Annotated in this window: 23 protein-coding genes; 10 read left to right on the top strand and 13 right to left on the bottom strand. The window is 63.7% G+C overall.

Going from position 1 to position 26,445, the window contains the following annotated elements; translation table 11 throughout:
* Positions 1 to 72: 72 nt before the first annotated feature.
* The 10 genes from AO692_RS07520 to AO692_RS07475 all read right to left on the bottom strand — a co-directional run bounded on the left by AO692_RS07520 (position 73) and on the right by AO692_RS07475 (position 11,238).
* Entirely contained in the window at positions 73 to 1,242 is a 1,170-nt protein-coding gene (locus tag AO692_RS07520; RefSeq protein ID WP_054309384.1) for a PLP-dependent aspartate aminotransferase family protein, read from the bottom strand.
* Positions 1,239 to 2,627 (bottom strand): pyridoxal-phosphate dependent enzyme, encoded by a 1,389-nt coding sequence (locus tag AO692_RS07515; RefSeq protein ID WP_054309491.1) that lies wholly within the window; start codon positions 2,625 to 2,627, stop codon positions 1,239 to 1,241. Before AO692_RS07515 ends, AO692_RS07520 begins: the two co-directional genes overlap by 4 nt.
* A 356-nt stretch (positions 2,628 to 2,983) precedes the next feature.
* On the bottom strand, positions 2,984 to 3,739 hold the full coding sequence (locus AO692_RS07510) for an MBL fold metallo-hydrolase (RefSeq protein WP_054309383.1): 756 nt from the start codon (positions 3,737 to 3,739) through the stop codon (positions 2,984 to 2,986).
* Positions 3,740 to 4,029: 290 nt separating this feature from the next.
* Positions 4,030 to 4,770, bottom strand: a complete 741-nt coding sequence (locus tag AO692_RS07505; RefSeq protein WP_244483284.1) for an ATP-binding cassette domain-containing protein — start codon at positions 4,768 to 4,770, stop codon at positions 4,030 to 4,032.
* A gap of 55 nt (positions 4,771 to 4,825) precedes the next feature.
* The gene (locus AO692_RS07500) at positions 4,826 to 5,716 is read right to left on the bottom strand and encodes an ABC transporter ATP-binding protein (RefSeq protein ID WP_054309381.1); all 891 of its coding nucleotides are present in this window, start codon (positions 5,714 to 5,716) and stop codon (positions 4,826 to 4,828) included.
* On the bottom strand, positions 5,713 to 6,564 hold the full coding sequence (locus AO692_RS07495) for an ABC transporter permease (protein WP_054309380.1): 852 nt from the start codon (positions 6,562 to 6,564) through the stop codon (positions 5,713 to 5,715). The genes AO692_RS07500 and AO692_RS07495 overlap by 4 nt, the downstream gene beginning before the upstream one ends.
* On the bottom strand, positions 6,557 to 7,564 hold the full coding sequence (locus AO692_RS07490; RefSeq protein WP_054309490.1) for an ABC transporter permease: 1,008 nt from the start codon (positions 7,562 to 7,564) through the stop codon (positions 6,557 to 6,559). Before AO692_RS07490 ends, AO692_RS07495 begins: the two co-directional genes overlap by 8 nt.
* Before the next feature lie 48 nt (positions 7,565 to 7,612).
* Positions 7,613 to 9,154 (bottom strand): ABC transporter substrate-binding protein, encoded by a 1,542-nt coding sequence (locus AO692_RS07485; protein WP_054309379.1) that lies wholly within the window; start codon positions 9,152 to 9,154, stop codon positions 7,613 to 7,615.
* Positions 9,155 to 9,211: 57 nt separating this feature from the next.
* A complete protein-coding gene (locus AO692_RS07480; protein ID WP_054309378.1) occupies positions 9,212 to 9,613 on the bottom strand; it encodes a RidA family protein in 402 nt (133 codons plus the stop codon).
* A 56-nt stretch (positions 9,614 to 9,669) separates the two neighbouring features.
* Complete coding sequence (locus tag AO692_RS07475) at positions 9,670 to 11,238, bottom strand: NAD(P)/FAD-dependent oxidoreductase (RefSeq protein WP_054309377.1); 1,569 nt, start codon at positions 11,236 to 11,238, stop codon at positions 9,670 to 9,672.
* A gap of 139 nt (positions 11,239 to 11,377) precedes the next feature.
* On the opposite strand from AO692_RS07475, the gene AO692_RS07470 reads away from it, so the two are divergent.
* From AO692_RS07470 to AO692_RS07440, 7 genes are all read left to right on the top strand, one after another.
* The gene (locus AO692_RS07470; protein WP_054309376.1) at positions 11,378 to 12,169 is read left to right on the top strand and encodes a cyclase family protein; all 792 of its coding nucleotides are present in this window, start codon (positions 11,378 to 11,380) and stop codon (positions 12,167 to 12,169) included.
* A 16-nt stretch (positions 12,170 to 12,185) separates the two neighbouring features.
* Positions 12,186 to 13,751, top strand: coding sequence for an NAD(P)/FAD-dependent oxidoreductase (locus AO692_RS07465; RefSeq protein ID WP_082407240.1), 1,566 nt, complete (start codon positions 12,186 to 12,188; stop codon positions 13,749 to 13,751).
* Positions 13,748 to 14,233 carry a MarR family transcriptional regulator gene (locus tag AO692_RS07460; protein WP_244483271.1) on the top strand — a complete coding sequence of 162 codons (486 nt, stop codon included), beginning with the start codon at positions 13,748 to 13,750 and terminating at the stop codon, positions 14,231 to 14,233. Before AO692_RS07465 ends, AO692_RS07460 begins: the two co-directional genes overlap by 4 nt.
* A 122-nt stretch (positions 14,234 to 14,355) precedes the next feature.
* Positions 14,356 to 14,892, top strand: coding sequence for a VOC family protein (locus AO692_RS07455; protein ID WP_244483283.1), 537 nt, complete (start codon positions 14,356 to 14,358; stop codon positions 14,890 to 14,892).
* Positions 14,893 to 14,904: 12 nt separating this feature from the next.
* A complete protein-coding gene (locus AO692_RS07450) occupies positions 14,905 to 17,058 on the top strand; it encodes an indolepyruvate ferredoxin oxidoreductase subunit alpha (protein ID WP_054309374.1) in 2,154 nt (717 codons plus the stop codon).
* Complete coding sequence (locus AO692_RS07445; protein ID WP_054309373.1) at positions 17,055 to 18,626, top strand: indolepyruvate oxidoreductase subunit beta family protein; 1,572 nt, start codon at positions 17,055 to 17,057, stop codon at positions 18,624 to 18,626. The genes AO692_RS07450 and AO692_RS07445 overlap by 4 nt, the downstream gene beginning before the upstream one ends.
* 149 nt (positions 18,627 to 18,775) lie before the next feature.
* Positions 18,776 to 19,288, top strand: a complete 513-nt coding sequence (locus AO692_RS07440) for a MarR family transcriptional regulator (RefSeq protein WP_054309372.1) — start codon at positions 18,776 to 18,778, stop codon at positions 19,286 to 19,288.
* A gap of 80 nt (positions 19,289 to 19,368) precedes the next feature.
* Here AO692_RS07440 and AO692_RS07435 read toward each other — a convergent pair whose 3' ends face one another.
* The 3 genes from AO692_RS07435 to AO692_RS07425 form a co-directional block, all read right to left on the bottom strand.
* The gene (locus AO692_RS07435) at positions 19,369 to 20,292 is read right to left on the bottom strand and encodes an ABC transporter permease (RefSeq protein ID WP_054309371.1); all 924 of its coding nucleotides are present in this window, start codon (positions 20,290 to 20,292) and stop codon (positions 19,369 to 19,371) included.
* A 5-nt stretch (positions 20,293 to 20,297) separates the two neighbouring features.
* Complete coding sequence (locus AO692_RS07430; protein ID WP_054309370.1) at positions 20,298 to 21,077, bottom strand: ABC transporter ATP-binding protein; 780 nt, start codon at positions 21,075 to 21,077, stop codon at positions 20,298 to 20,300.
* Positions 21,078 to 21,206: 129 nt separating this feature from the next.
* Positions 21,207 to 22,193 carry an ABC transporter substrate-binding protein gene (locus AO692_RS07425; protein ID WP_054309369.1) on the bottom strand — a complete coding sequence of 329 codons (987 nt, stop codon included), beginning with the start codon at positions 22,191 to 22,193 and terminating at the stop codon, positions 21,207 to 21,209.
* Between the two features lie 177 nt (positions 22,194 to 22,370).
* Here AO692_RS07425 and AO692_RS07420 point away from each other — a divergent pair, with 177 nt between their 5' ends.
* From AO692_RS07420 to AO692_RS07410, 3 genes are all read left to right on the top strand, one after another.
* A complete protein-coding gene (locus tag AO692_RS07420) occupies positions 22,371 to 23,111 on the top strand; it encodes a GntR family transcriptional regulator (RefSeq protein ID WP_054309368.1) in 741 nt (246 codons plus the stop codon).
* Between the two features lie 219 nt (positions 23,112 to 23,330).
* On the top strand, positions 23,331 to 25,655 hold the full coding sequence (locus AO692_RS07415) for a bifunctional salicylyl-CoA 5-hydroxylase/oxidoreductase (protein ID WP_054309367.1): 2,325 nt from the start codon (positions 23,331 to 23,333) through the stop codon (positions 25,653 to 25,655).
* Positions 25,652 to 26,431 carry an SDR family NAD(P)-dependent oxidoreductase gene (locus AO692_RS07410; RefSeq protein ID WP_054309366.1) on the top strand — a complete coding sequence of 260 codons (780 nt, stop codon included), beginning with the start codon at positions 25,652 to 25,654 and terminating at the stop codon, positions 26,429 to 26,431. The genes AO692_RS07415 and AO692_RS07410 overlap by 4 nt, the downstream gene beginning before the upstream one ends.
* Positions 26,432 to 26,445: the final 14 nt, after the last annotated feature.

Genomic DNA, 26,445 nt, shown 5'->3' with positions numbered 1-26,445 from the left:
CTCGCCTTCAACGGCGGCTTAGCCGCCGGGTCTCGGCCACTTTCTCCCTCAAGGGGAAAAGGAATGTTTCGTTTACACCGCCAGTGCCTGCGCCAGATCGGCGATCAGGTCGTCGGCGTCTTCGATGCCGGCTGACAGTCTGACCAGAGAATCCGAGATACCGATGGCCGCCCGCTTTTCAGCGGGGATGGAACCATGCGTCATCAATGCCGGATGTTCGATCAGGCTTTCGACGCCGCCGAGGCTTTCGGCCAGTGCGAACAGGCGCGTGTGCTCGAGGAAGCGTTTGGTGCCGGCAAGGTCGCGATCAAGCTCCACGGTGATCATGCCGCCGAAGGCATTCATCTGCGCCTTGGCGACATCGTGCTGCGGATGGCTCTCCAATCCCGGATAGATGACACGGCGGACATCCGGCCGCGCTTCCAGCCAGCGCGCGATCTTCAGGCCGTTGGTCGAATGCCGCTCCATGCGTAGCGCCAGCGTTTTCAGGCCGCGCAGCGCCAGGAAACTGTCGAACGGCCCGGAAATGGCGCCGACCGCATTCTGCAGGAACTTCAACTGGTCGCGCAGTTCGGTATTGTCGCCCACCACGACGACGCCCCCGACCATGTCGGAATGGCCGTTCAGATATTTGGTCACTGAATGCACGACAAGATCGATGCCGAGTTCCAATGGCCGCTGGATGTAGGGGCTGCAGAATGTGTTGTCAGCAACCGCAATCAGCCCTTTGCGACGGGCCAGTGCGGCAACGGCGGCGAGGTCGACCACGCGCAGCAGCGGATTGGTCGGCGTCTCGACCCAGAGCAGCTTGGTCTCCGGCCGGATCGCCGCCTCGACGGCGGCGAGGTCGGTGAAATTGGCGAAGCTCACCTGCAGTCCGGCAGAGCGCTTGCGCACGCGTTCGAGCAGGCGGAACGTGCCGCCATAGATGTCGTCGGTTGCGACGATATGGGCCCCGGTGTCGAGCAGCTCGAAGATGTTGGCGATGGCCGCCAGGCCCGACGCGTAGGCAAAGGCCGCCGAGCCGCTTTCAAGATCCGCCACCGCACGCTCGAAGGCGAAGCGGGTCGGATTCTGGCTGCGGGCATATTCGAAGCCCTTGTGCACGCCGGGCGACTGCTGCGCATAGGTAGAGGTCGCATAGATCGGCACCATGACGGCGCCGGTGGTCGGGTCATGGCTCTGCCCGCCATGGATGGTGCGGGTCGAAAAAGCGAGCCTGTTCTTGCCCTGGATGGTCATCGGGTGCGCCTCAGATGGTTGATGAGATCGATGCGGGTGATGAGGCCGACGAATTCGTCGCCGTCGAAGACGATGGCCACTTCGTTGCGGTCGAAGACGGGCAGCAGCGCGTCCAGCGTCTGGTTGGCCTGCAGCGTGTGGAGTTCAGCGGTCATGGCCGTGTGCACAGGCTGGTCGAAGCGGTGCCAGCGGCCGTCATAAGGGCCATCGACTTTTCCGAGGATGTCGCCTTCGTCGATGATGCCGACCAGCCTGCCGTCTTCCAGCACCGGCAGTTGCGAGACGTCGCCACGCCGCATGCGGCCATAGGCGGTGAGCAGCGTGTCCTGCGGCCCCACGAACACCGTGCCGCCCTCGCGATGCGAACGGGCCACGAGGTCGGAGAGGTCGCCATGCTGCTCGCGCTCGGCAAGGCCTTGTTCGGCCAGCCAGAAATCGTCGAACACCTTGGAGAGATATTTGTTGCCGCTGTCGCACACGAAGGTGACGACGCGTTTCGGCACCTTCTGTTCGCGGCAGTAGCGCAGCGCCGCCGACAGCAGCGTGCCGGATGAGGAGCCGGCCAGGATGCCTTCCTTGGAGAGCAGGTCTCGCACCGCCAGCATCGAATGCCGGTCGGAAACCGAGTACGCCTTCTTGACCAGCGAGAGGTCGCAGTTCGGCGGCACGAAATCCTCGCCGATGCCCTCCACGGTCCAGCTGCCGGCCTCGATCATCTCGCCGGTCTTGACCAGCGGCGCCAGCACCGATCCGACCGGGTCGGCCAGCACCATCTCGGTCTTGGGCGAGACGCCGGCGAAGAAACGGCCGAGCCCGGACAAGGTGCCGCCGGAACCGACGCCGACCACCACGGCATCGACGTCACCGTCGAGCTGCTGCCAGATTTCCGGGCCGGTCGTGCTCTCGTGCGCCAGTGGGTTGGCCGGATTGGAGAACTGGTTGGCGTAGAAGGCGCCGGGAATTTCGGAGGCCAGTTTTTCGGCCATGTCCTGGTAATATTCAGGATGGCCCTTGCCGACATCCGAGCGCGTCAGCCGCACCTCGGCGCCCAGAGCCCTCAAATGCTGCACCTTCTCGCGCGACATCTTGTCGGGCACGATGAGGATGATGCGGTAACCGCGCGGGATGCCGACCTGGGCCAGACCAAGGCCGGTGTTGCCGGCCGTCGCCTCGATGATGACGCCGCCGCGTTTCAACCGCCCGTCCCGTTCGGCCTGATCGATCATGGAGCGGGCGATACGATCCTTGATCGAGCCGCCCGGATTCTGGCTTTCCAGCTTGATGAACAGCCGGCACTTGCCGGTATCGAACTTTTTCAACTCCACGATCGGCGTCTCGCCGATCAGGTCGAGCACCGATGCGACGGGCGGCTGCAGCCGCTTCATTGCACCACCGAATTCTGCCTCAGCCTTCGCGCTCATCGCAACGCTCCCTGAAGCATGATCCCGAAAAGTTGCAGACTTTTCGGATCAAGATCATGCGACAAACCAAACCACGTGACCGGATCGCTGCCGGCATGCGTCCTGATCGCAGAAGCGACCGCTTCTTGTCGAAGGAAAGAATTTCCTTTGATCGGCGATCAGTAGAATGTCGTTTCAGTTCTCCGGAATTTCAGCTTTCTGGCGATGCATCCATTCTCTGCATGAGAATGGTTTTCGCCAACTATATGCGAACAATATGGCGCTGGAGGCATGATTGGCCAGTCCCTTCATGCCTGCTGGCGGAGGGAATTCGGCTTCCTTCAACTCTTGTCGATGCGCACCGTCTCACCATCCGCCGGGATAAGCAGGCGCTCTGCGCCGATGCCGGCGGCTTCGGCTGTCTGACGCAGCGTGGCCCGGTCGATCGTGGCATGGTCGAGCGCCTCCATATGCACGGCAATCACCTTGGCCTGGGGCGCCGAGCGCGCCACTTCCACGGTCTGCTTGTCGTCCATGACGATCAGTTCCCCATCCCAGCGCGCGCCGCAGGAATGGGTGATGATGATGTCGGGCTTCGTCGCTGCCATCGTCTCAGTCACCGGCGGATAGAGCACCGTATCGCCAGCCCAATAGAGCGTCGGCTCGTCTGCCGCCTCCAGCGAAAAGCCGATCACCGGTCCCATCTTCTCGACCACCGGTCCCAGCCCATGGCTGCCGTCACGCCGGGTCAGCTTGATGCCGTTCCAGGTGAGTTCGGAGGCAAGCGTGGTGACGTCCTCGAAGCCGAAGCCTCGGATTTTCTCTTCATTGCCGGGCTGGCAGATCAGCGGGACGTCTTTCGCGATCACTGTCTGCGCCACCGTGTCGAAATGGTCGGCATGCAAATGCGAGACGATCACCAGGTCGACGTCTTCGAGGATTTCTTCGATGCTCACCGGCAGGTCGACCATCGGGTTCGGCGAGCGGCCTGTGAAGGAGGGACGGCTGTGCTTGTCGCCGAGATCCGGGTCGACCAGCAGCGTCTTGCCGGCGACTTCGATCTTCAGAGCGGCGTTTCGGAACAGACGGATTTTCATGATGTCCTCGGCAGGGGTACGATGGCGGTGATGTGTATCTTGCTCCGGGCCTGGGAGAAAGGCTCGGCGTTGGGCGTCGTGAGAAAACACGAATGCAGCAAGACCCCTCTCCGTCTCGCCCTGTGGGCGAGCCACCTCTCCCCGCCTTCGGCAGGGCGAGGAACCGCAGTTGCGGCGACAGCGCCTTTCCAGCTTGGGTTCCTCGCCCCGCAAAACGGGGAGAGGTGGCTCGGCGAAGCCGAGACGGAGAGGGGGCGGTCACGGCGACGAAGAGGAAGAGTTCCGCTTGCCTACCAGCGCACCGAAGGATCGGGTGTCGGAATGGCGTCCAGCAGTTCGCGCGTGTAGGCATGCTGCGGCCGCTCGAACAGATCGACGGTCGCCGCATCCTCGACGATTTCACCCGAGCGCAGCACGATGACGCGGCTGCACAGCCGGCGGATCACCGACAGGTCGTGGCTGATGAAGGCGAGCGTCAGGCCGAGTTCCGCCACCAGTTTCTCGAGCAGCATCAGCACCTGTGCCTGCGAGGAGACGTCGAGACCGGAGACAATCTCGTCGGCGAGGATGAATTCCGGTCGCATGGCAATGGCACGGGCGATGCCGACGCGCTGGCGCTGGCCACCGGAGAGTTCGTGCGGATAGCGCCGCGCGAAATTGGCGGGCAGGCCGACATGTTCGAGCGCCTCGCCGACACGCGGATCGTTCGCCCTGGCATTCAGCGGCGCCGCCACCGTGCGCCCGACCGTCAGGCGCGGGTTGAGCGACGACAGCGGGTCCTGGAAGATCATCTGGATGCGCGGCCTTAGCGGCCGCATCGCGGCATCGGATAGATGCGCGATGTCGTGTCCGTCGAACAGCATCCGGCCGCCACTCGGTTCGGCAAGCCGGACCATTGTGCGCCCCAGCGTCGTCTTGCCCGAGCCTGAACCGCCGACGATGCCGAGCACCGCACCGCGCGGGATGGTGAAGCTGATGCCTTTCAGGATTTCCAGCCGCGGTGCTGGACCAAACAGCGGCTTTCGCGTCATGTCGGCGACATCGACGCGCAGATCCGAAACCTCGAAGATGTTGTCAGCCCTGTTATCAGCCACGGGCGCCTCCGCTCGGACGCCATGCGGCATCGCTGGCAGCCACCTCGGCTGCGACAGCGTCGAGGACTTCACGCGGCACCGGCTTCAGGGAAGATGACGGATCGGTATGACGTGGCGTTGCCGCCAGCAGTGCCGAGCTGTAGCCATGCTGCGGGGCAGCGAAGAAACGCTCCACCGTGGTATCTTCGACCACCTTGCCGGCATAGAGCACCGAAAGCGTGTCGCAGACTTTGGATACGACGCCGAGGTCATGGGTGACGAACAGCAGCGCGGTGCCGTGGCGGGCCTGCAGTTCGGAGATCAGTTTCAGGATCTGCTTCTGCACGGTGACGTCGAGCGCCGTCGTCGGTTCGTCGGCAACGATCAGCTTCGGTTCGGCGGCAAAGGCCGAAGCGATCAGGATGCGCTGGCGCATGCCTCCGGAGAGTTCATGCGGATAGAGCCGCATGATGCGTTCAGGCTCCGGGATGCTGACTTCCGCCAGCACTTCCAGCGCGCGAGTGGCGGCGCGCGCCTTCGTCCAGCCGAGGATGTCGACCAGGCGGTCGGTGATCTGCGGGCCGATGCGCCGCGACGGATTGAGCGCGGTCAGCGGATCCTGCGGGATCAGTGCCGCCTTGGCGCCGATCAGTCGCCGACGCTCGGCAGGAGATACCTTCTGCAGGTCCTGGCCGTCGAGGAGGATCTCGCCTTCGATGACCTCGACGGCCTTGGGCAGCACGCCGAGCACGGCCTTGCCGATCATGCTCTTGCCGGCGCCGCTTTCGCCGACCAGTCCTCGCACGGAGCCGGCCGGCAGGCTGATGTCGACCGAGCGGAGCAGGCGCTGGCCCGTGCCGGCAAGCCGTGCCGAAAGCCCGCGTATCTCCAGGAAGCCGCTCATCGCAGCACCGGATCGAAACGTTCGCGCAGGCCATCGCCGAATTGCGCAAAGGAAAGAACGGTGAGGAAGAGCGCGATGAGCGGAAATACCAGCACCCACCAGGCCTGATGGATACTGGTGCGACCTTCCGCGATCATGCCGCCCCAGGTCGGCTGGTCGGTCGAGATCGACAGGTTCACGAAGGACAGGATCGCCTCGACGATGACGGCAATGCCCATTTCCAGCGTCAGCAGCGCGATGATGGTGGGCAGCACATTGGGCAGGATTTCGGTGGCCAGCGTGCGCAGCCGGGTGAAGCCTGCCACCTTGGCGCTGTGTACATAGTCCATCTTCGACTGGTTCAGCGTTTCGGCGCGGACGACGCGGCAGAAGCGCGTCCAGTCGATGATGACGATGGCAAGGATGACCGAGGTGAGGCCGGTGCCGAGCACCGCGATCAGCAGGATCGCGAACAGCACCGGCGGAAAGGCCATCCAGATGTCGACCAGCCGGCTGATCAGCCGGTCGGCCCAGCCGCGATAGAAGCCGGCGACGAGGCCGAGCACCGAACCGAGCAGGCAGGTGGCCGTGCCGGCGATCAGCGCCACGACCAGCGCGATGCGCGCGCCGTGGATGATGCGCGACAGCACATCGCGGCCGAGGCTGTCAGTGCCCAGCCAGTAGCCGGGCTCGGCGCCTGCGATCCATGCCGGCGGCAGGCGGCCGAGCATCAGGTCCTGCGCCAGCGGATCATGCGGGCTGATCAGCGGCGCGAGCAGCGCCGCCAGCACGAACACGGTCAGCCAGGCGGCCGAGAGCCAAAGTCTTGCGCCGGAACGCCGGCGTATCGAACCACGTCCGTCAAGCATGACGCAGCTTCGGGTTGAGGAAGGCGTAGGTCATGTCGACGGCCAGATTGACGAAGGTGAACAGGATGGCGAACAGGATGACGATGCCCTGGATCAGCGGCAGGTCACGGTTGATGACGGCGTCGATCGCCATGTTGCCGAGCCCCTCATAGGAGAACAGCCGCTCGATGATGACGGTGCCGCCGATCAGGAAAGTGAACTGCACGCCGACCAGGGTCAGCGTCGGCAGGATCGAATTGGGCAGTGCTTCCGACAGGATCACCTTGGTTTCCGAATAGCCCTTGGTGCGGGCGAGCACCGAATAGTCGAGGTTCACCGTCTCCTTGAGCGACTGCTTGAGCAGTTGCGAGATGATCGCCGCCAGCGGCAGCGCCAGCGCCAGCGCCGGCATGAACATATGAGACAGCAGGTCGGCCGTGATGTCGAAGCGCAGCCGCGCCAGGCTTTCGAACAGATAAAACTGGTTGGTGAACGGCAGTTCAAGCCGCGGCGAGACGCGGCCGGAAATCTGGAAGACGGGCCAGAGCACACCGAACAGCAGGATCAGTGCAAGCCCCCACAGGAAATCCGGGATCGACAGGCCGATGCCGTTGGCGACGTCGATGCCGGCCTCCGTCTTGCGTCCCCGGAAACGCGTGCCGAGGACGGCAAGGGCTCCGCCGATCGCCACCGCCATCACCAGTGCCATGATGGATAGCTCCAGCGTTGCCGGCAGGCGGTCGAGCACCAGCGACAGCACCGGCTGGCGTGTCGAGATCGAGGTGCCGAAATCGCCATGCAGCACATTGCCGAACCAGATGACGAACTGCTCGAAGATGGATTTATCCAGCCCGTAAAGCGTTTTCAGCCGTTCGATATCGGTCTCGGAAGCGCCGGGCGGCAGCATCATGGCGATGGGGTTTCCTGGCACCACGCGGATGACGACAAAAACGATCACCGCCACGCCGAACAGGGTGATCAGCGTGGTGATGAGCCGGGAGACGGTCTGGCGAAGAAGCATCATGAGGAAAGGCCCCCGGCCCGGCGAAGACCGGGCCGAGGTTTCAGTTTATGCGCGCTTGATCAGGTGCGGCAGCAGCGCACCCGACTTGTGCGGCGTCACCTTCAGGCCTTCGCGGTGCACGATCGGCTGCGCATATTGCAGCAGCGGGATCACCAGCCCTTCCTCGGCGATGTAACGGTCGACGTCCTTCCAGCCCTGGATGCGCTTGGCCTCGTCCTTCTCGCCCCACAGCGGGATGATGCGGTCGACGAGATCCTTGCCGTCCCAGACCGAGTGCGGGCTCGGGCCGAACATGGCAAAGCCGGTCGACGTCGTCGGATCGCCGACGGCGTTGCCCCAGTTGTAGAAGGCTGCCGGTGCCAGCTTGTCGGCGGCGCGCAGTTCGTAGTGCTGCGCGATCTCGTAGACCTCGATCTCCGCTTCGATGCCGACCTTGCGCCACATACCGACGATCGCCTGGATCATCTCGTAGTCCTTCGGCTTGAAGCCGCGCGTGGTCTGGATCTTGAACTTCACCGGCTTCTCGGGCGAGTAGCCGGAAGCGGCGAGCAGCGTCTTGGCTTCCTCGACATTCGGCTCGACCTTGATCGAGGCGTCATAGGCTGCGTATTCCGGCGTCTCCAGCGTTGACAGCGGCACGCCATAGCCACGCAGCAGGCGGTCGATCAGCAACTGCTTGTCGATGGCCTTGATGGCGCCGAGGCGCACATTCTTGTCCAGCATCGGGTCGACGTCGTTGATGAAGATCATCGCGATGTCGGAGACGGTTTCGCAACTGCCCTTGAGCGTACCGCCGATCAGCCGGTCATACTCCTCATAGGGGATTTCCAGCGTCACGTCGGAATTGCCGGATTCGACTTCGGCGACGCGGCTTGCTGCGTCGGTGACGAACTTGATGGTCACGGTTTCGAAATCCGGCTTGCCGCCCCAATAGTCGGGATTGGCCTTCAACCGCACGAAGGCGTTGCGCTCGTAGCGATCGACCATATAGGGGCCGGTACCGATCGGCTTGGCCTCGAAACCTTCCGCGCCGACCTTTTCATAATAGGCCTTCGGCAGGACATAGCCGGTCAGGAACGACATCCACTTGAAGATCGTGGGCTCGAACTCGATCACGTCTGCCTCGACGCGGTTGCCATCGACCTTGAAGTTGCCGACCTTCGACCAGACGAACTGGATCGGATTGCCGGTCTCGGCCTTGCCGGCGCGCGCCAGAGACCAGGCGACGTCCTCGGCCGTGAAAGGGCTGCCGTCATGCCATTTGACGCCTTCGCGGACGACCAGGAAGATCTTGGAGCGGTCGTCGTTCCAGCCCCATTCGGTGATCAGTCCCGGTGCGAAGGAGAGATCCGGGTTCTGGTGGATGAACATGTCGAAGACGGACTGGTAAAAACCCTGGATGGTCGGGTTCACCGCCGATGGGCCGACCGTCGGATCCCACGAAGGCAGGTTGACGTTGTAGGCGATGGTGAGTTCGTCCTTGCCCTGGGCAAAAACCTTGCCCGGCAGCGCCAGGCTGGCGGCAGCGACACCGGCACCCGCCAGTTTGAGCAGAGTGCGTCTGTTTGGATTTCCGTTCATGGTCATGTTCCCCATTATTTGATGCCCGTTATTGATTGTCGCGCGAGGCGCCGAGCGGCCTGGTCAAAGAGCCGCCGTGGCCTCGATCTCGATGAGAAATTCCGGCATGGCCAGCGTTTGGACACCGATCAGCGTGTTGGCTGCAGGCGTGACGTCGCCGAAGAAGGCCCTGATTTCGGCTTCGATAGGACCAAGCTTGTCGGGTGTGTGGTTGACGACATAGGTCCGCAGCCGGACCACATCGGCCGGCGTGCCGCCCACCTCCGCCAGGACGGTCTTGAGATTGGCCAATGCCTGGCGTGCCTGCGCGGCAAGGTCACCGGGGCCGACGAGTTCGCCGGCGCTGTTCCAGGCCACCTGGCCTGCCATGTGCAGGGTGCGCCCGCTGTTCTGCTCGACGGCATGGGAAAACCCGAACGGCAGCGACTTGTACATGCTGTCGGGGTTGATCGCCTTGCGCTTCATATTGGTCCTCCCACCTCTGGAGCCCGCTCGCCGCGGGCTTTGTTTGCAGATTTTGCTCAGCTGCCTGCCAGTTGCTGCGCGAGCAGAAAGCCCGAACCTGCGCCGACGCCTGCGCCCGGCCAGGTCGCAGCACCGGCCAGATGAAAATTGCGTACCGGCGTGCTCCAGTCGGCCAAACCCGGCGCCGGCCGGAACAGGAAGTTCTGCGAAAGATGATGGCTGCCGCAGATCTGGTCGCCGCCGACCAGATTGGCGTTGCCGCTTTCGAGATCGAGCGGGCTCACCACCGTGCGTTTGATGATCCTGGCGGAAAGGCCCGGCGCGTAACGTTCGATGATGGCGATCGCGCGGTCTGCATAGGCCTCGCGCACCGTTGCCCAGTCGCTGTCCTCAATGATGCCCGCCGCGTCACCCTTGATCTCGGCCGGCACGACGCGTGTCTGCAGCCACAATATGTGCTTGCCGTCCGGGGCGCGGACCGGATCGACCGCTGTCGGCTGGCCGACCACGATCACCGGTTCGGCCGGCAGCAGGCCGGCCTGCGCTTCCTGATAGGCGCGCGCCATGACGTCCAGCGACGGGGCGACATGCACATAGGCGAAGCGCTGCAGGGCAGGGTCGGCCCAGTCCGGCAATGAATCCACCGCCAGGTGGATCATCATGGTGCCGGGCGCATGGCGGAAATTCCGCATCTTCTGGTCGAAGCCGGCATTGCCGGAGCCTTCAGGCAACAGCCCGGCCAGGGCTTTCGGCGAAACAGTTGCGATGACGGCGCGGCTGGCCTCGATGTGACGCCCGTCCGCCAGCACCACACCGGTTGCCCGGCCGCCGGCCGTGACGACGCGCTCGACGCGGGCGTTGCACTCGAGGGTGCCGCCATGGGCTTGGACCATGGCCGTCAGAGCCTTGATGATGGTATCCGCGCCGCCTTTGCCCAGCACCATGCCGAAGCTCTGGTTGGCCATGCCTTCGAGGTAGGGGAAGACGGCGCCGCCGGCGATATCAGGCGCGAAATCCAGGTGCATGCCCCATGCGCCAAGCAGCGCTTTCACTTCACTGCTTTCAAACGTCTCGTCCAGCCAGGCGCGTGGCGAGGAGAGCAGGAAACGGCCGAGATCGAGTGTGCCGGCGAGGCCCTCCTTGCGCAGCAGCGAAAACAGGATACGTGCAAGTGCACGCTTTTTCATCGAGCTGCCGAGGATCGAGAAGATCCGTTCCGCCCGTACTGGAAAGGCCTTGACCAGTGTCTCCCAGGTCTCCCCGTCGCGTGCCGAAAAAGCGCGGATGCGGGCTGCGGTCGTTGCCAGATCGGTGGACACGCCCACCCAGCGGCCGTCCGGGAACACCGAGGCGAAACAGTCTTGCACCGGCGCGAATTCCAGCCCGCGTTGCGCCAGTTCGGCGCCGTAAACCCTATTGAATGCTGAGCCTGCGAACAGGCTGAGGTTCATGGCTGCAAGGTCGTGGCGGAAGCCAGGCTCGGTCAGTTCGAGCGTCTTGACGGCACCGCCAGGACGGTCGGCGGCTTCGAACAGCCCGACCTTCCAGCCGCGTTTGGCGAGATGCGTCGCACAGGCAAGTGCGTTGTGTCCCGCGCCAATGAAAATGGCGTCATATTTGGTCATGGAATTAGTTCACCCTTAAAATGATATTTGCATATGCATCTAAACTCGTCTAGCCTGATCTTCGGGAAAAACCGGAGCCGCCGCGATTGCCTGGTGGCCGGTCAAAAGAATGAAGAACACGCAATCAGGAGGATTGAACATGACCGCTGCAAACGCGCTCGCCAGCCTGGCCGAGCTTCTGGTGAGTGGACAGGTGGACGTCGTCGACCTGTCGGCGCCGCTCGGGCCCGATACCCCGCTTCTCAAGCTGCCGCCGGACTTCGCGGTGGACACGCCCAAGATCGAGATCCACACCATCTCGGAATACGACAAGAATGGTCCGTTCTGGGCCTGGAACTGGCTGAAGATCGGTGAGCATTCCGGCACGCATTTCGATGCGCCGCATCACTGGATCACCGGCAAGGAATATTCAGACGGCTACACGGACACGATTCCGGTTCGTAACTATGTTGCACCGGTCAATGTGATCGACTGCTCGGCCGAGTCCGCTGCCGACAACGACTTTCTGCTCACCGCGGAAGGCGTGAAGGCCTGGGAAGCCAAGCACGGCGCCATCGGCAAGGGCGAGTGGGTGGTGATGCGCAGCGACTGGGACAAGCGCAACGGTTCCGAGGCTTCCTACCTGAACGCCGATGCCAACGGCCCGCATTCGCCGGGACCGACGGTCGACTGCATCGAATACATCATCGAGCGCGGCGCGATCGGCTGGGGCACGCAGTGCATCGGTACCGATGCGGGTGCCGCCGGCGGCATGACCCCGCCATTCCCGGCGCACAACCTGATGCACAAGGCCAACCGTTATGGTCTGGCCAGCCTGTGCAATCTCGACAAGCTGCCGGCCAAGGGCGCCATCCTGATCGCCGCGCCGCTGAAGATCGTCAAGGGCACCGGTAGCCCGGTGCGCGCGATGGCGCTGGTTCCTCGCGCCTGATCGGGAACTGATCACCGTGGCCTACGATCACATCATCATCGGCAGCGGCATCAACGGGCTGGTAGCGGCGGCGATGCTGTCCAAATCGGGCGCGCGGGTGCTGCTCCTGGAGCGCGAGCAGCGTCTCGGCGGCTGCATGTTCAGCGCCGAGGCGACGCTTCCGAGCTTCACGCATGACGTGATGGCGGCCACTTTCGTTCTTTTCCTGACCGGGCCTGCCCACGGCGCGCTCGGTCAGGATCTCGCCCGTCACGGGCTTGAATTCTGTCATACGCCGCATCCGACCGCAGCGCTGCGTCCCGACGGGTCGAGCGTCGTGCTGACCACGGATCGTGGAACCAATGTGAAGACCTTCAACGGTCTGTCGTCGGGCGACGGCGATCGCCATGCCGCCGATGTCGGTTCGATCGAAGCCAGCGCCGAACTGCTATTCGGGCTGCTGGGCGGTCAATTGTGGAGCTTCGCCACCGCGAAATTGCTGGCGCGCGAGGCCTGGCGGCGCGGCCTGCGCGGCCTTGTCGACTATTTCGGCGGCGCCCTGGCGCCCGCACGCGGCTGGCTGGAAACAAGCTACAAGTCGCCGCAGATCCAGGCCTTGCATGCGCCCTGGGCGCTGCATTGCGGGCTGTCGCCGGAAGACACCTATTCCGCCCAGATGGGCAAGGTCATCGCCTTTGCGCTGGAAGCGGCCGGCGCCCCCATCGTCAAGGGCGGTGCCGGCAAGGCGGTCGATGCTTTCCGCGCACTGATTGAAGAACAAGGCGGCACCATCAGGACAAGCGCCGATGTCGAGCGCATCCTGGTTCGTGACGGCAAGGCCGCCGGTGTCCGGCTTGCCGGCGGGGAAGAGGTCGAGGCTTCGAAATCCGTCATCGCTTCCGTTGCGCCGGGCCAGCTTTATGGGCGTCTGCTCGGGCCGGACGCTCCGTCTCCGGCAAAGGATGCGACGCGTGCTTATCGTCACGGCCGTGGCAATTTCCAGCTCCACTACGCGCTCGACCGCGCACCGCGCTGGCGCACCGAGGGCCTGGAGAAGGTGGCGCTCATCCATCTCACCGACGGCATCGACGCCGTCTCCAAATCGCACAATGAAGCGACCCGCGGCATGCTGCCGGCGACACCGACCATGTGCGTCGGGCAGCCGGCCTCGCTCGATCCGTCACGGTGCCCGGAAGGCAAGGCGATCCTCTGGATTCAGGTTCCCGACGCGCCGCGCACGATCAAGGGCGATGCGGCGGGCGAGGTTGCTACGCAAGGCGCATGGGACGAAGCGACGCGCGAGGCATTTGCCGACCGCCTCGAGGCGATCCTGGCCAACCACATCGAAGGGTTCCGCGAGACGGTGCTGGCGCGGCGCGCCTATTCGCCGGCCGATCTCGAAGCGATGAACATCAACCTGGTCGGCGGCGATCCCTATGGCGGCGCCTGCACCATCGACCAGTTCTTCGTTTGGCGGCCATTCGCAGGGTCGGTCAACCACCGCAGCGCGGTCAAATCCCTTTATCATATCGGCGCCTCGACCCATCCGGGTCCAGGCCTCGGCGGCGGGTCGGGCTTCCTCGTGACCAAGGAGTTCCGGTGAACGAACGCACGATCATAGGTGACGATACCGAAGGCCCACGGCTCGGGGAGATCGGGCTGCAGCAATTCGCGCCCTATCTGATGAACCGCATCATGGGGCGCTACAATGCCTCGCTGCGCGAAGACCTCGCCAAGCTCGGCCTGACCACGCCGAAGATGCGGGCGCTGGCCGTGTTGTCGGTGATCGACAACCTCGCCATCAGCCGACTGGCCGTTTACGCCATCACCGAACAGTCGACCTTGAGCCGCGCACTCGACGCGCTGGAAGCGGACGGGCTGGTGCGCCGCACCGCTGATCCGGAAGACAGCCGCGCCACGCGCATCTCCATCACCGAGGCTGGCCGCGCCGCTTTCGAGACGCTGTGGCCGACCATGCGCCATACCTACAATCACATGTTCGCGGGCATCGACGCGGCCGAGCACGCTGCCTTCGTGGCGACCTTGCAGAAGATCCTGCTCAACGTGCGCAAGCATGAGTTCTGACCAAGCCAACCACATGATTTGAAGCCATAAAATTCCAGCCAAGCGTCGATCCGAGGACCGAGATGAGCAAGAATTTCCTGATCGCAACCGCCTTCGCCGCCGTGCTCTGGCCGGCGCATGTCATGGCCGAGCCGATGCCCGGGGTTCGCGGCATCAATCACATCGGCCTGACAGTACCGGACATCAAGGTGGCCGAAAGCTTCTTCGTCGACGTGATGGGGTGCCAGAAGGCGACGAGCTTCGGTCCGTTTCGTGACGACAAGGGCGACTTCATGAAGGATCTTGTCGACGTGGACCCCCGCGCTGTGATCAACGAGATCACCCTGCTGCGCTGCCAGTCCGGTTCGAACATCGAGCTGTTCGACTACAGCGCGCCCGACAAGAAGGATGTACGGCCACGCAATTCCGACAATGGCGGCCATCACATCGCCTTCTATGTCGACGACATTGATGCGGCGGCGAAATATCTGACCGCCAAGGGCATCCGCACGCTCAAGGGCCCGATGCCGGTCAATGAAGGTCCGGCCGCCGGCCAGTCTATCCTCTACTTCTTCGCGCCGTGGGGCCTGCAACTCGAGGCCATCTCGTTCCCGAAAGGCATGGCCTACGAGAAGAACGGCGGCACGGTGTTGTGGTCGAACACGGACCCATCGAAATAAGGAAAGCTCGCCATGGCAGAACGGTCATTCGCCAAGGAGGTGAAGAAGCTGAAACTCGGAGCCGGTGAGGAGTTCACCGGGGAAGGGATTCTGGCCATCACCAAGGCGCTGCTGCAATGCGGCGTCGGATATGTCGGCGGCTACCAGGGCGCGCCGATCAGTCATCTGATGGACGTGCTGGCGGACTCGCAGGAAATCCTGGCCGAGCTCGGCGTGCATTTCGAGGCGAGCGCCTCGGAAGCCACCGCCACCGCCATGCTGGCCGCCTCCGTGCATTACCCGATCCGAGGTGCCGCCACCTTCAAATCGACGGTCGGCACCAACGTCGCCTCCGACGCTTTGGCTAATCTTGCTTCCGGCGGCGTCACCGGCGGGGCCCTGATCATCGTCGGCGAGGACTACGGCGAAGGTTCCTCCATCATGCAGGAGCGCAGCCACGCCTTCGCGATGAAGAGCCAGGTCTGGCTGCTCGATCCGCGTCCGAACCTGCCGTCGATTGTTGCCGCAGTCGAACATGGTTTCGAACTGTCGGAAGCTTCCAACACGCCGGTCATGCTGCAGGTGCGTATCCGCTGCTGCCATGTGCACGGTTCCTTCATCGCCAAGGACAATGTCCGCCCTGCGATGACCGTGGCGGATGCGCTGGAAAATCCGCGCCGCGACACGCAGCGCATCGTGCTGCCGCCCGCATCGTTCCTGCACGAGAAGGAAAAGATTTCCAAACGCCTGCCGGCGGCGATCGACTACATCAAGCGTCACCAGCTCAATGAGACCTTCGGCGGCTCCGGCAAGGTCGGCATCATCATGCAGGGCGGCATGTACAACGGTGTCATCCGCGCACTGCAGCGGCTCGGCCTTGCCGATGTCTATGGCGAAACGGAAGTGCCGCTGCACGTGCTCAACGTCACCTATCCTCTGGTCGAGGACGACCTTGTCGCCTTCTGCGCCGACAAGGATGCGGTGCTGATCGTGGAAGAAGGTCAGCCCGACTACATCGAGCAGGCGCTGGGATCGATGCTCTACAAGGCCGGCGCTTCGGTGAAGCTGGAAGGCAAGGGCGTGCTGCCGATGGCCGGTGAGTATTCCGGCGACGTCATGCTGTCCGGCATCGGCGCCTTCATGCGCAAGCATGGCAGCGACCTGCTGGCGCCGGAAATCCGCGCGCCCAACGTGCCGGCCCCGCCGATCTTCGACGATCTCGCCAAGACGGTGCCGATGCGCCCGCCGGGCTTCTGCATCGGCTGCCCGGAACGGCCGATCTTCGCCGCGACCAAACTGGCCGAGCAGGAGCTCGGCAAACACCACATCGCATCCGACATCGGCTGCCATCTGTTCTCGATCATGCCGCCCTTCGAATTGGGCGCCACGACGATGGGGTATGGCCTCGGCCCGGCTTCGGCTTCCGCCTTCAATTCACCGGAGGCCAAGCGACGGTCCATCTCCTTCGTCGGCGATGGCGGTTTCTGGCACAACGGCCTGACTTCCTCGATCGGCAACGCTGTCTTCAACAAGAACGACGGCGTGATCGTGGTCGTGGACAACTACTATTCGGCGGCGACCGGCGGTCAGGACATCCTGTCTTCGCGGGCCTCCAACCGCACCAAGTCGACCAAACATCCGATCACCGATGCCATCAAGGGCATGGGGGTGAACTGGGTGCGTCACATCGAGCGCACCTATGATGTCGGCACGATGCGCGACGCGCTGAAAGAGGCGCTGACGACGGAGGAGAAGGGACCAAAGGTCATCGTCGCTTCGTCCGAATGCATGCTCAACCGCCAGCGCCGCGAGGCGCCGCTGAAGAAGAAGGCGATTGCCGAAGGCAAGCGCATGGTGAAGACCAAGTTCGGCGTCGACGAGGATGTCTGCACCGGCGATCACGCCTGCATGCGCCTCTCCGGCTGTCCGTCGCTGACGGTCAAGCATCTCGACGATCCGCTGCGTGACGATCCGGTGGCAGCGATCGACGAGAATTGCGTCGGCTGCGGCAATTGCGGCGAGGTGGCCGATGCCGCCGTGCTGTGCCCGTCCTTCTACCAGGCCGATGTGATTTCCAACCCGACGGGCTGGGATCGTTTCTGGTTCGGCCTGCGCCAGCGCGTCATCGCCGCGCTGCAGGGCTGGCGTGAACGCGGCCGGCCGGTGTTTGGAGACGTCGCGGCATGAAATTCGGTCTGCCGGAAGGGCCGGATACGACCGGCCGTATCATCAAGATCTGTATCCTGGCCGTGGGCGGGCAGGGCGGCGGCGTGCTGAGCGGTTGGGTGACCGATGTCGCGCAGCGCGCAGGCTGGCACGTTCAGTCGACTTCCGTGGCCGGCGTCGCCCAACGCACCGGCGCCACGATCTACTATGTCGAGATGCTGCCGCGTGACCCGAAGCGGCCGAATGACAGTCCTGTGCTCTCGCTCAGCCCTTCACCGGGTGACGTCGACATCCTTGTCGCCGCCGAACTCGCGGAAGCCGGCCGTGCTGTGCTGCGCGGTTTCGTGACGCCCGATCGCACCACGCTGATCGCTTCCAGCCACCGCATGCTGGCGGTGTCGGAAAAGATCGTGCCGGGCGACGGCCGCGCCGATTCCGACACGGTATCACGTCGTGCCGGCGAGGCCGCCAAACGGCTGATCCACTTCGACATGGAGACAATGGCCAAGAAGGCCGGCAGCGTGGTCTCCGCAAGCCTGTTCGGCGCGCTGGCCGGCTCTGGCGAGCTTCCTTTCTCGCGCGAGCAGTTCGAAGCGACCATCAGGGCAGGTGGCAAGGGAACCGAGGCCAGCCTTGCCGCCTTCGCGCTCGCTTATGATCGGGCTGCCGGTGCCGAAGCACCTGTTGCTGCGTCCGACACGAAAGCAAAGCAGACCAGGGACACGGTTCTGCCGAAGTCGCTGCAGCGCGGATGGGAAGCCCTGTCTGCCCGCACTGCCGCACTGCCGCAGCCGGTTCGCGAGCTGGCCGAGCCCGGTCTGCGCAAGGTGGTCGACTTCCTCGATCTCGCCTATGGCGAAGACTACCTGTCGGAGCTGGAGCGCCTCGTGGCTGCGGACAAGGAGGCCGAAGGCTACGCCTTCTCGCGGGAGGCCGCGAAATATGTCGCCAACGCCATGGTCTATGACGACATCATCCGGGTCGCCGACCTGAAGACCCGGCCGGGACGCTCGCAGCGCGTTCGCGACGAAGTGCATCTCGGCAAGAGCCAGACCCTTGCGACCACTGAATATTTCCACCCGCGCATGGAGGAGATGGTCGGCCTGATGCCGGCCGGTCTCGGGGCTGCCTTGGAGGCACGGCCCAATATGATGAAGGCGTTCAACCGCTTCATCGATCGTGGCCGCCGCATCCGCACCGATACGATCTTCGGCTTCGGCATGTTGTGGACGATCGGCGGCCTGCGCCGTTGGCGCCGCGGCCTGCTGCGGCACAAGGTCGAGGCGGCGCATATGCGCGAATGGCTGCAGCTTGCGGAAGCCGAACACGCGCGGGACTACGCGCTCGGGGTCGAGGTGCTGAAATGCCGGCGCCTGATCAAGGGCTATTCCGACACACATGCGCGCGGCCATTCCAAATTCGACAAGGTGCTGGCCTGCCTGCCCATGCTGCGCGGTCGTGGCGATGCGGCGGACTGGGTGAGGCGCCTGCGCGACGCCGCTCTTGCCGATGCTGACGGTGTCGCCTTGGACGGCGCCATCAAGACGGTACGCTCCTTTGTGGATGATCCCGGCACGTTGGCGGGCTGATTTGGCCGGGTCCGTTTCGATTGACGGACCCAGCAGTTACTTTATGCTTTGACCATCACGGATGGAGTCGAGGCCATCTGCGAGCCGTGCCGGGGGGCACGGAGTGTTTGGTGGGGCGCCCGCGAGATGCGGCAGGGGTGGGTTCATCGATGGCAGAAACAGATATCGAAGGCTGGCTCGACAGCGAGACCAAGGTAGTCGAAGCGCCGGCCGATCATGGCGACGAGACGCGGCTGTGGCTGCGCCTGCTCACCTGCACAACGCTGATTGAAGCGGAAGTCCGTCGCCAGCTGCGCGAGGAATTCGACTTCACCTTGCCGCGTTTCGATCTGCTGGCTCAGCTCGAGCGGGCGGAAGACGGCATGGTGCTGGGCGAAGTTTCGCGTCGCATGATGGTGTCGGCCGGTAATCTCACCGCGCTGGTGGAGCGCCTTGTCGAGAGCGGCCATATCAGCCGTACCACGTCGCCGACGGATCGCCGCGTGCAGATCGTGGCGCTTACGGCCTTTGGGCGCAAGGAATTCCGCAAGATGGCCGACCGCCATGGCGATTGGATTGGCGCGCTGTTCCAGGGGCTGTCATCCCGCGACCGCGAAGTGTTGATGAAGGAACTCGGCAAGCTGAAAGGCTCTATCCGCGGCGCGCTTGTGGACAACGCCTGACAGCGAATCGAACGGCGATCTAGAATCAAACCATCTTTTCCCGAATTGAAGAGGCCGCGCACCGCGCGGCCTCTTTGTTGTCACTCCCGCATCACCTCGCGAGCGGCACCAGGTGCCCGACCGCGCTTCAGGCTGGGCAGCGCCAGCATCAGGAGCACGAACAGGCCCGTGGCCAGCTTCAAGTCGGGCGGCGGCATGCCGGCGGCCAGACACAGCGAGACGAGCTGATAGTAGACGACGGCGCCGACGAAAGGCGCCGCCAGTTGGCGTAGCACTGTCTGCTTGCCGGTGATCGCCTCACCGATCATCAGCGCTGCGAGGCCGTTGATGAGGATGCCGAGCCCCATATTGACGTCGGCGAAGCCCTGCGACTGCACCATCAGCGAGCCGCTGAGCGCCGAGAAAGCGCTGGCCAGGCCAACGCCGCCGATCGTCGCCGTCCAGACATTGATGCCCTGCGCTTCGGCCATGTCCGGATTGGAGCCGACGGCCCGCACGCCGGTGCCGCGCTCGGTCTTGAAGTAGAGATAAAGCAGCACGAGCACGAGCAGGCCGATGGCGCCGGCGATGACGATCTTGGTGCTCGGGAAACCCGGCTGGCCGAAGGGCGACCAGTTGAACAGCGATTCCATGCCGAACACCGACAGGTTCGAACGGCCCATGATTCGCAGGTTGATCGAATAGAGCATCGTCATCATCAGGATGCCGGCCAGCAGTGTGTGAATCCGGAAGCGCAGATGGATGTAGGCGGTGCAGCAGCCGGCGGCGAAGCCGGCGATGAGCGCGGCCGCGATGGCCGTCAGCGGCGATTGGCCTGCGGCCAGCAGCACACCGGCGACACAGCCGCCCAGCGGGAAGGCACCCTCGCTGGTCAGGTCCGGGAAGGAGAGCATCCTGAACGGGATCATGATGCCCAGCACGACGAAAGCGAGGATGAGGCTCTGCGCCAGCGTGACGGGAACGAGCGCGACGAAGCTCGAGAAGATATCCTGGATCATGGCCATGGCGGTCAACTCGCGAGCAGCATGCGGTCGGTCTTGACGGCGAAATGGCCGATCAGGTCCGCGACGGAGGTCTGTTTCTTCTCTTCGCCGCCGATTTCGAGGCGAACCTTGCCGGCGTCGAGCATGAGGATGCGGTTTCCGTAGTCGACGGCATGCTGCATGTTGTGCGTCACCATCAGCGTGGTGAGCTTCAGCGCCTCGACTGCCCGCACCGTCGCCTTCATGACGATGTCGGCTGTGCGCGGATCGAGTGCTGCGGTGTGTTCGTCCAGCAGAAGCAGTTCCGGTTCGCCACCCACGGCCATGATCAGCGAAAGCGATTGACGCTGGCCGCCCGAAAGCAGTTCGACACGCGTATCCAGCCGGTTCTCGAGGCCAAGGCCGAGCAGCGCCAGCCGTTCCTTGTAGGCGGCAAGCCGCGTGGCGTTGAGGCCCTGGCGCAGCCGGCGCTTCTGGCTGCGCAGGTCGGCCAGCAGCATATTTTCGGCCACCGTCATCGAGGCGGCGGTGCCTTTCATCGGATCCTGGAAGACACGGGCGAGCTTGGCGGCTCGCTTGTATACCGGCATGCCGGTCACGTCGGTCTCGTTGATCTGCACTTTGCCCGAGTCGAGGATCAACGCGCCGGAAATGGCGTTGAGCATGCTGCTCTTGCCGGCGCCGTTGGAGCCGATGACGACGCCGAAGTCACCCGTTTTGAGCGACAGGCTCAGACCGTCGAGCGCGATCTTCTCGTCGGCTTGTCCTTTGAAGAATACCTTGCGTGCCGATTTGATTTCCAGCATCCGCACCTCCTGGCGCAACAATCCGGTGGCGAGCCTCGCCTGCCACGACGTGCGCTGACCCAATTTAAGAAAAAACGGCGCCCGAGTTGCAGTTCCGGGCGCCGCCACGCAATCCTCAGTCCAGCCAGCTCAGTCGGCGAAGCACTTGCAATCGTCGAGTGCTGCCGGGATCTTCAGGCCGAAGTCAGCGGCGACCTTCTTCGAGATCAGCGGGCTGTGATCGGCGTAGGCCGGACGGAACGGCGGGATTTCCTTAGGGTCCTTGCCCTTCAGGATCTCGGCAGCGATCTTGCCGGCGGCGAGGCCGACCTGGTCATAGTTGACCGCGAAGCTGGCCGGAACCACACCCTTGCGCACGGCACCGTCGTCGGAGTTGACGATCGGGATGCCGGCCTGGCGGGCAGCGGCCGAAACCGCGGCGATCGCCGGCTGCAGCAGGTTCGAAGCCGGCGTGTAGATCACGTCCGCCTTGCCCTTGAGCGAAGCGATGCGCTGCTGGATGTCGTTGACGTTGTCGACGCCGACGGCGACGACTTCAAAACCGGCCTTCGGAGCGGCTTCCTTGATCTTGTCCAGCACGGCCACGTCATTGGCTTCGCCAGGGTTGTAGGGCACGCCGAAGCGCTTGGCTTCCGGCAGCAGCTTCTTGGTGAATTCCATCACCGCCGACACGTCCTGCAAATCGGACGAACCGGTGATGCCGGTGTCGCCGGCTTCCCACGACGGGACCAGCTTGGCGGCGACCGGGTCGGTCACAGCGGTGAAGACGATGTTGATGCCGCTGCCGGCGAGCTGCTGCTTGGCAATCTGCGAGACCGGGGTCGTCACGGTGTAGATCAGCTTCGGGTTCTCGGCCTTCAGCTTCTCGATCATCTGCGGAACCAGCGTGGCGTCGAAATTGGTGTGGCTTTCGGTGAAGACCACATCCTTGCCTTCGACGAAGCCGCTCTCGGCCAGGCCCTTCTTGAAGCCGGCGATCGAGGCGTTGAGCTGCGGATGCTCGCCGAAATTGGCGATGCCGATGCGGATCGGATCTGCGGCGGCGCTGACGACGCTGGCGATCAGCGAACCTGCAAGTACTATTCCGGACAGCCATCCGGCCTTAGACGAAATCATGTTTTCCTCCCAGATTAGGCAAGCGGCCGTCTCTCCCCGGCGCCCCAGATTGCATCATAGCGGGTCGGCAAACCTTGTCAAAAGGTTTATATATAAAATATCTGCTGTGGATGTTTGATATATTATTTTGCCGATAGGCCCGTCAAATATATGATCCTTGCGTGGAGGAGAAGTGTGATGCGGGACGAGGAACCCTCGACCAAGACGGAAGCGGCCTATTTGCGGCTGCGGCGTGACATTCTGACCACGCGGCTGGAGCCGGGTACGCCGCTGAAGCTGGGTGCGCTGAACCAGATCTATGGTTTCGGCTGGACACCGCTGCGCGAGGCATTGTCACGGCTGGAGGCGGAAAAACTGGTCACCGCGGTGAGCAACCGTGGCTTTGCCGTCGCGCCGGTTTCGCGCGCAGAGCTGGAAGACCTCATCCGGGCCCGTGAAGTCGTCGAGTTGCCGTTGCTGGAAGAATCCATCCGCAAGGGCGGAGCCGAGTGGGAATCGGCGGTGGTGACCGCGCACTATCGACTGTCGCGCTGCAAGTTCTCACCGGAAGATCCATCCGAAGCCGCGGTTGAGGAATGGGACGAGCGCCACGCCGCCTTTCACGCCGCGCTCGTCAGTGCCTCAAGTTCTGCCTGGCTGCTGCGTTTCCAGGCGATGGTCTACGATCAGCTTCGCCGTCACCAGCATTTCCTGAGCCTTGCGCCGATGTTGCGCGCCGCGCGCGGACGCGGCGGCAACTTCGAGAAGGCGGTTGCGGCGCTGCATGACGCCATGGGCATCGATCACCACACTGCCTTGATGGACGCTGCCTTCGATCGCGACATAGAGCGTGCGCGCGTGCTGATGACGGAGCATATTTCCTTTACTCTGCAGGCCTTCGTCACGTTCGAAGGTGTCGATGCCGGCGAGGCGGCCTAGCAGTGGTGCGTTAGCTCTCTTCCGGAACGGTGCGGAAAATAGGCGGTTATGCAACCGGCGGCTCCTGATTGAGACGCGGCGGGCGGCGAAGCTTTAATCGTCGGCCGAAAGATCGTTGTCTCCAATCATTTTAAGCTTGAAATATCTGCCGATAGGCCCCACTATCGTTTCATGGTTCACGCATGGCCCCGACCGGCCGTGAGCAGAGCGGAGATGACCATGAAGATTGTGTGCATCGGCGGCGGACCGGCTGGGCTCTATTTTGCCTTGCTGATGAAGAAGCAGAACCCGGAACATCATGTCACCGTGGTCGAGCGCAACCGCCCCTACGACACCTTCGGCTGGGGTGTCGTGTTCTCCGACGCCACCATGCAATCGATGCGCAAATGGGATCCGGAAACGGCGGCCACCATCGAGGACGCCTTCAACCACTGGGACGACATCGAGCTGGTGTTCAAAGGCCGCAAGATCCGCACCACCGGCCACGGCTTCGTCGGCATCGGCCGAAAGAAGATGCTGAACATCCTGCAGGACCGTTGCGTCGAACTCGGTGTCGAGTTGGTGTTCGAGCGGGAAGTGACGGGCGACGAGGAGTTCCCCGACGCCGATCTCATCATCTCCTCCGACGGCGTCAATTCGCGCGTCCGCAACAAATACGCCGACATCTTCCAGCCCGACATGGTGGTTCGCCCGAACCGTTTCATCTGGCTCGGCACCACCAAGGCTTTCGACGCTTTCACCTTCGATTTCCAGCGCACCGAGCATGGCTGGTTCCAGGCCCATATCTACCGTTTCGACGACAACACCTCGACCTTCATCGTCGAGACCACTGACGAAGTGTTCCAGGCGCATGGCCTCGACAAGATGGATCAGGACCAGTCCATCGCCTTCTGCGAAAAGCTGTTCGCCGAGACGCTGGACGGCCACAGTCTGATGACCAACGCGCGCCATATGCGCGGCTCGGCCTGGCTGAACTTCGGCCGTCTGATCTGCGGCAAGTGGAGCCATTTCAACGGCAACAGCCACGTCGTGCTGATGGGCGACAGTGCCCATACCGCGCATTTCGCCATCGGTTCAGGCACCAAGCTCGCCATCGATGACGCGATCGAACTGACCAATCAGTTCAACATCGCGGGCCACGACGCCAGGAACATCCCGGCCGTGCTGGAGGCTTACGAGGAAGTGCGCCGCGTCGATGTCGCGCGCATCCAGAACGCGGCGCGCAACGCCATGGAATGGTTCGAGGTGGTGGGCACGCGTTATGCCGACACGCTGGAACCGGAGCAGTTCATGTATTCGATGCTGACGCGCTCACAGCGCATCAGCCACGAGAATCTGCGCCTGCGCGACAAGGACTGGCTGGAGGGCTATGAGCGCTGGTTCGCCGAGCGTGCAGGTGCGCCAGCCCAGCCGAACGGCAAACCGATCCCGCCCATGTTCACACCCTATAGGGCGCGTGGCCTGACGTTGGCGAACCGCGTCATCGTCTCGCCTATGGCGATGTATTCCGCCAAGGACGGCATGCCGAACGACTTCCATCTGGTCCATCTCGGCTCCCGCGCCATGGGTGGCGCTTCGCTGGTGTTCCCGGAAATGATCTGCGTGTCGCCAGACGCGCGCATCACGCCAGGCTGCCTCGGCCTGTGGAACGAAGAACAGAAGGAAGGCTATCGCCGCCTTGTCGATTTCGTGCACAACGACACGCCGGCCAAGATCGGCATCCAGCTCGGTCATGCCGGCCGCAAGGGCGCGACCAAGGTTGCCTGGGAAGGGACCGACCAACCGGTGGAGCAGGGCGGCTGGCCGCTGATCTCAGCCTCCGCGATTCCCTATCTTCCGCATTCGGACGTGCCGCGCGCCGCCACGAAGGAGGATCTGGAAAGGATCAAGGCCGATTTCGTGCAGGCCGCGAAATGGGCCGACGAAGTCGGGTTCGATATCCTCGAACTGCACTGCGCGCACGGCTATCTGCTCTCCGCCTTCCTGTCGCCGCTGACCAATCATCGCGACGATGAATATGGTGGCGACCATGCGGCGCGCGCCAGATATCCGCTCGAGGTCTTCCATGCGATCCGTGCCGTCTGGCCTGAAGACAAGCCGATCTCGGTGCGTCTCTCGACCAACGACTGGTATGAGGGTGGCAACACGCCGGAGGATGCCGCAATCTTCGCGGCCATGTTCAAGGAAGCCGGCGCCGACCTGATCGATTGTTCGTCGGGGCAGGTGGTGAAGCAGGAAAAGCAGGTGTTTGGCCGCATGTGGCAGACGCCTTTCTCCGACAAGATCCGCAACGAGGTCCAGGTGCCGACCATCGCGGTCGGTGCGATCTCGGAGGCTGACCACGCCAATTCTGTGATCGCAGCCGGCCGGGCCGATCTCTGCGCCATTGCCCGCCCGCACCTCGCCGACCCGTCCTTCGTCATGCACGAGGCCGCGAAGGTCGGTTATTCCGGCCAGGTCTGGCCGAAGCAATATTATGCGAGCCGGCAGCAGTATGAAGCCAACCTGGCCCGCGCCGCAGCGGAAGCGGCGGGCCGCAAATGAGCGCTGTGCGCCATGCTCTCATCACCGGTGCCGGCAGCGGCATCGGCCGTGCCATCGCGCTCGCTTTGGCAAAGAGCGGCCATGTCGTCTCGCTGACTGGGCGCCGCGCCGGGCCGCTGGAAGAGGTCGCCAGGGAGATCGTGGCTGGCGGTGGCCAATCTGTCGTGATCGATGGGTTTGACGTCACGGATGCCTCGGCGATCGCGGCGGGAAGCGCAAGGGCTATTGCCGCCTCCGGCGAGGTCTCGGTTCTGGTCAATTGTGCCGGCGAGGCGCCTTCGGCTCCGTTCGAGCGCACGGATGCAGCACTTTGGGGCCGCGTCATCAGCATCAATCTTACCGGCACCTTCCTCGTCACCCAGGCGTTGCTACCGTCGATCCGCAAGGCCGGCAAAGGCCGTATCGTCAATGTGGCCAGCACCGCGGGCCTGACCGGATACGCTTACGTTTCGGCCTATTGCGCCTCCAAGCATGGCGTCGTCGGCTTGACCCGGGCGCTGGCGCTGGAGTTGGCGCGCAGCGACATTACCGTCAACGCGGTCTGCCCCGGTTTCACCGACACGCCGCTGCTCGACGGCGCGGTCGACACCATTGTTGGCAAAACCGGCCGTACCGCCGATGAGGCACGCGCCAGCCTTGCGCGCGCCAATCCGCAGGGCCGTCTGGTGACGCCGCAGGAGGTTGCCGATGCAGTGTTGTGGCTGGTGTCCGAGGGGGCGGGCGCCATCACCGGCCAGGCGATCGCGGTCGCCGGCGGCGAAGTCATGGCCGGTTGAGAACATTAAAAAGG

The sequence above is a fragment of the Mesorhizobium sp. 1M-11 genome (assembly GCF_001303895.1).
Taxonomy (GTDB): domain Bacteria; phylum Pseudomonadota; class Alphaproteobacteria; order Rhizobiales; family Rhizobiaceae; genus Mesorhizobium.
This window is presented reverse-complemented; position numbering and strand designations above follow the sequence as displayed.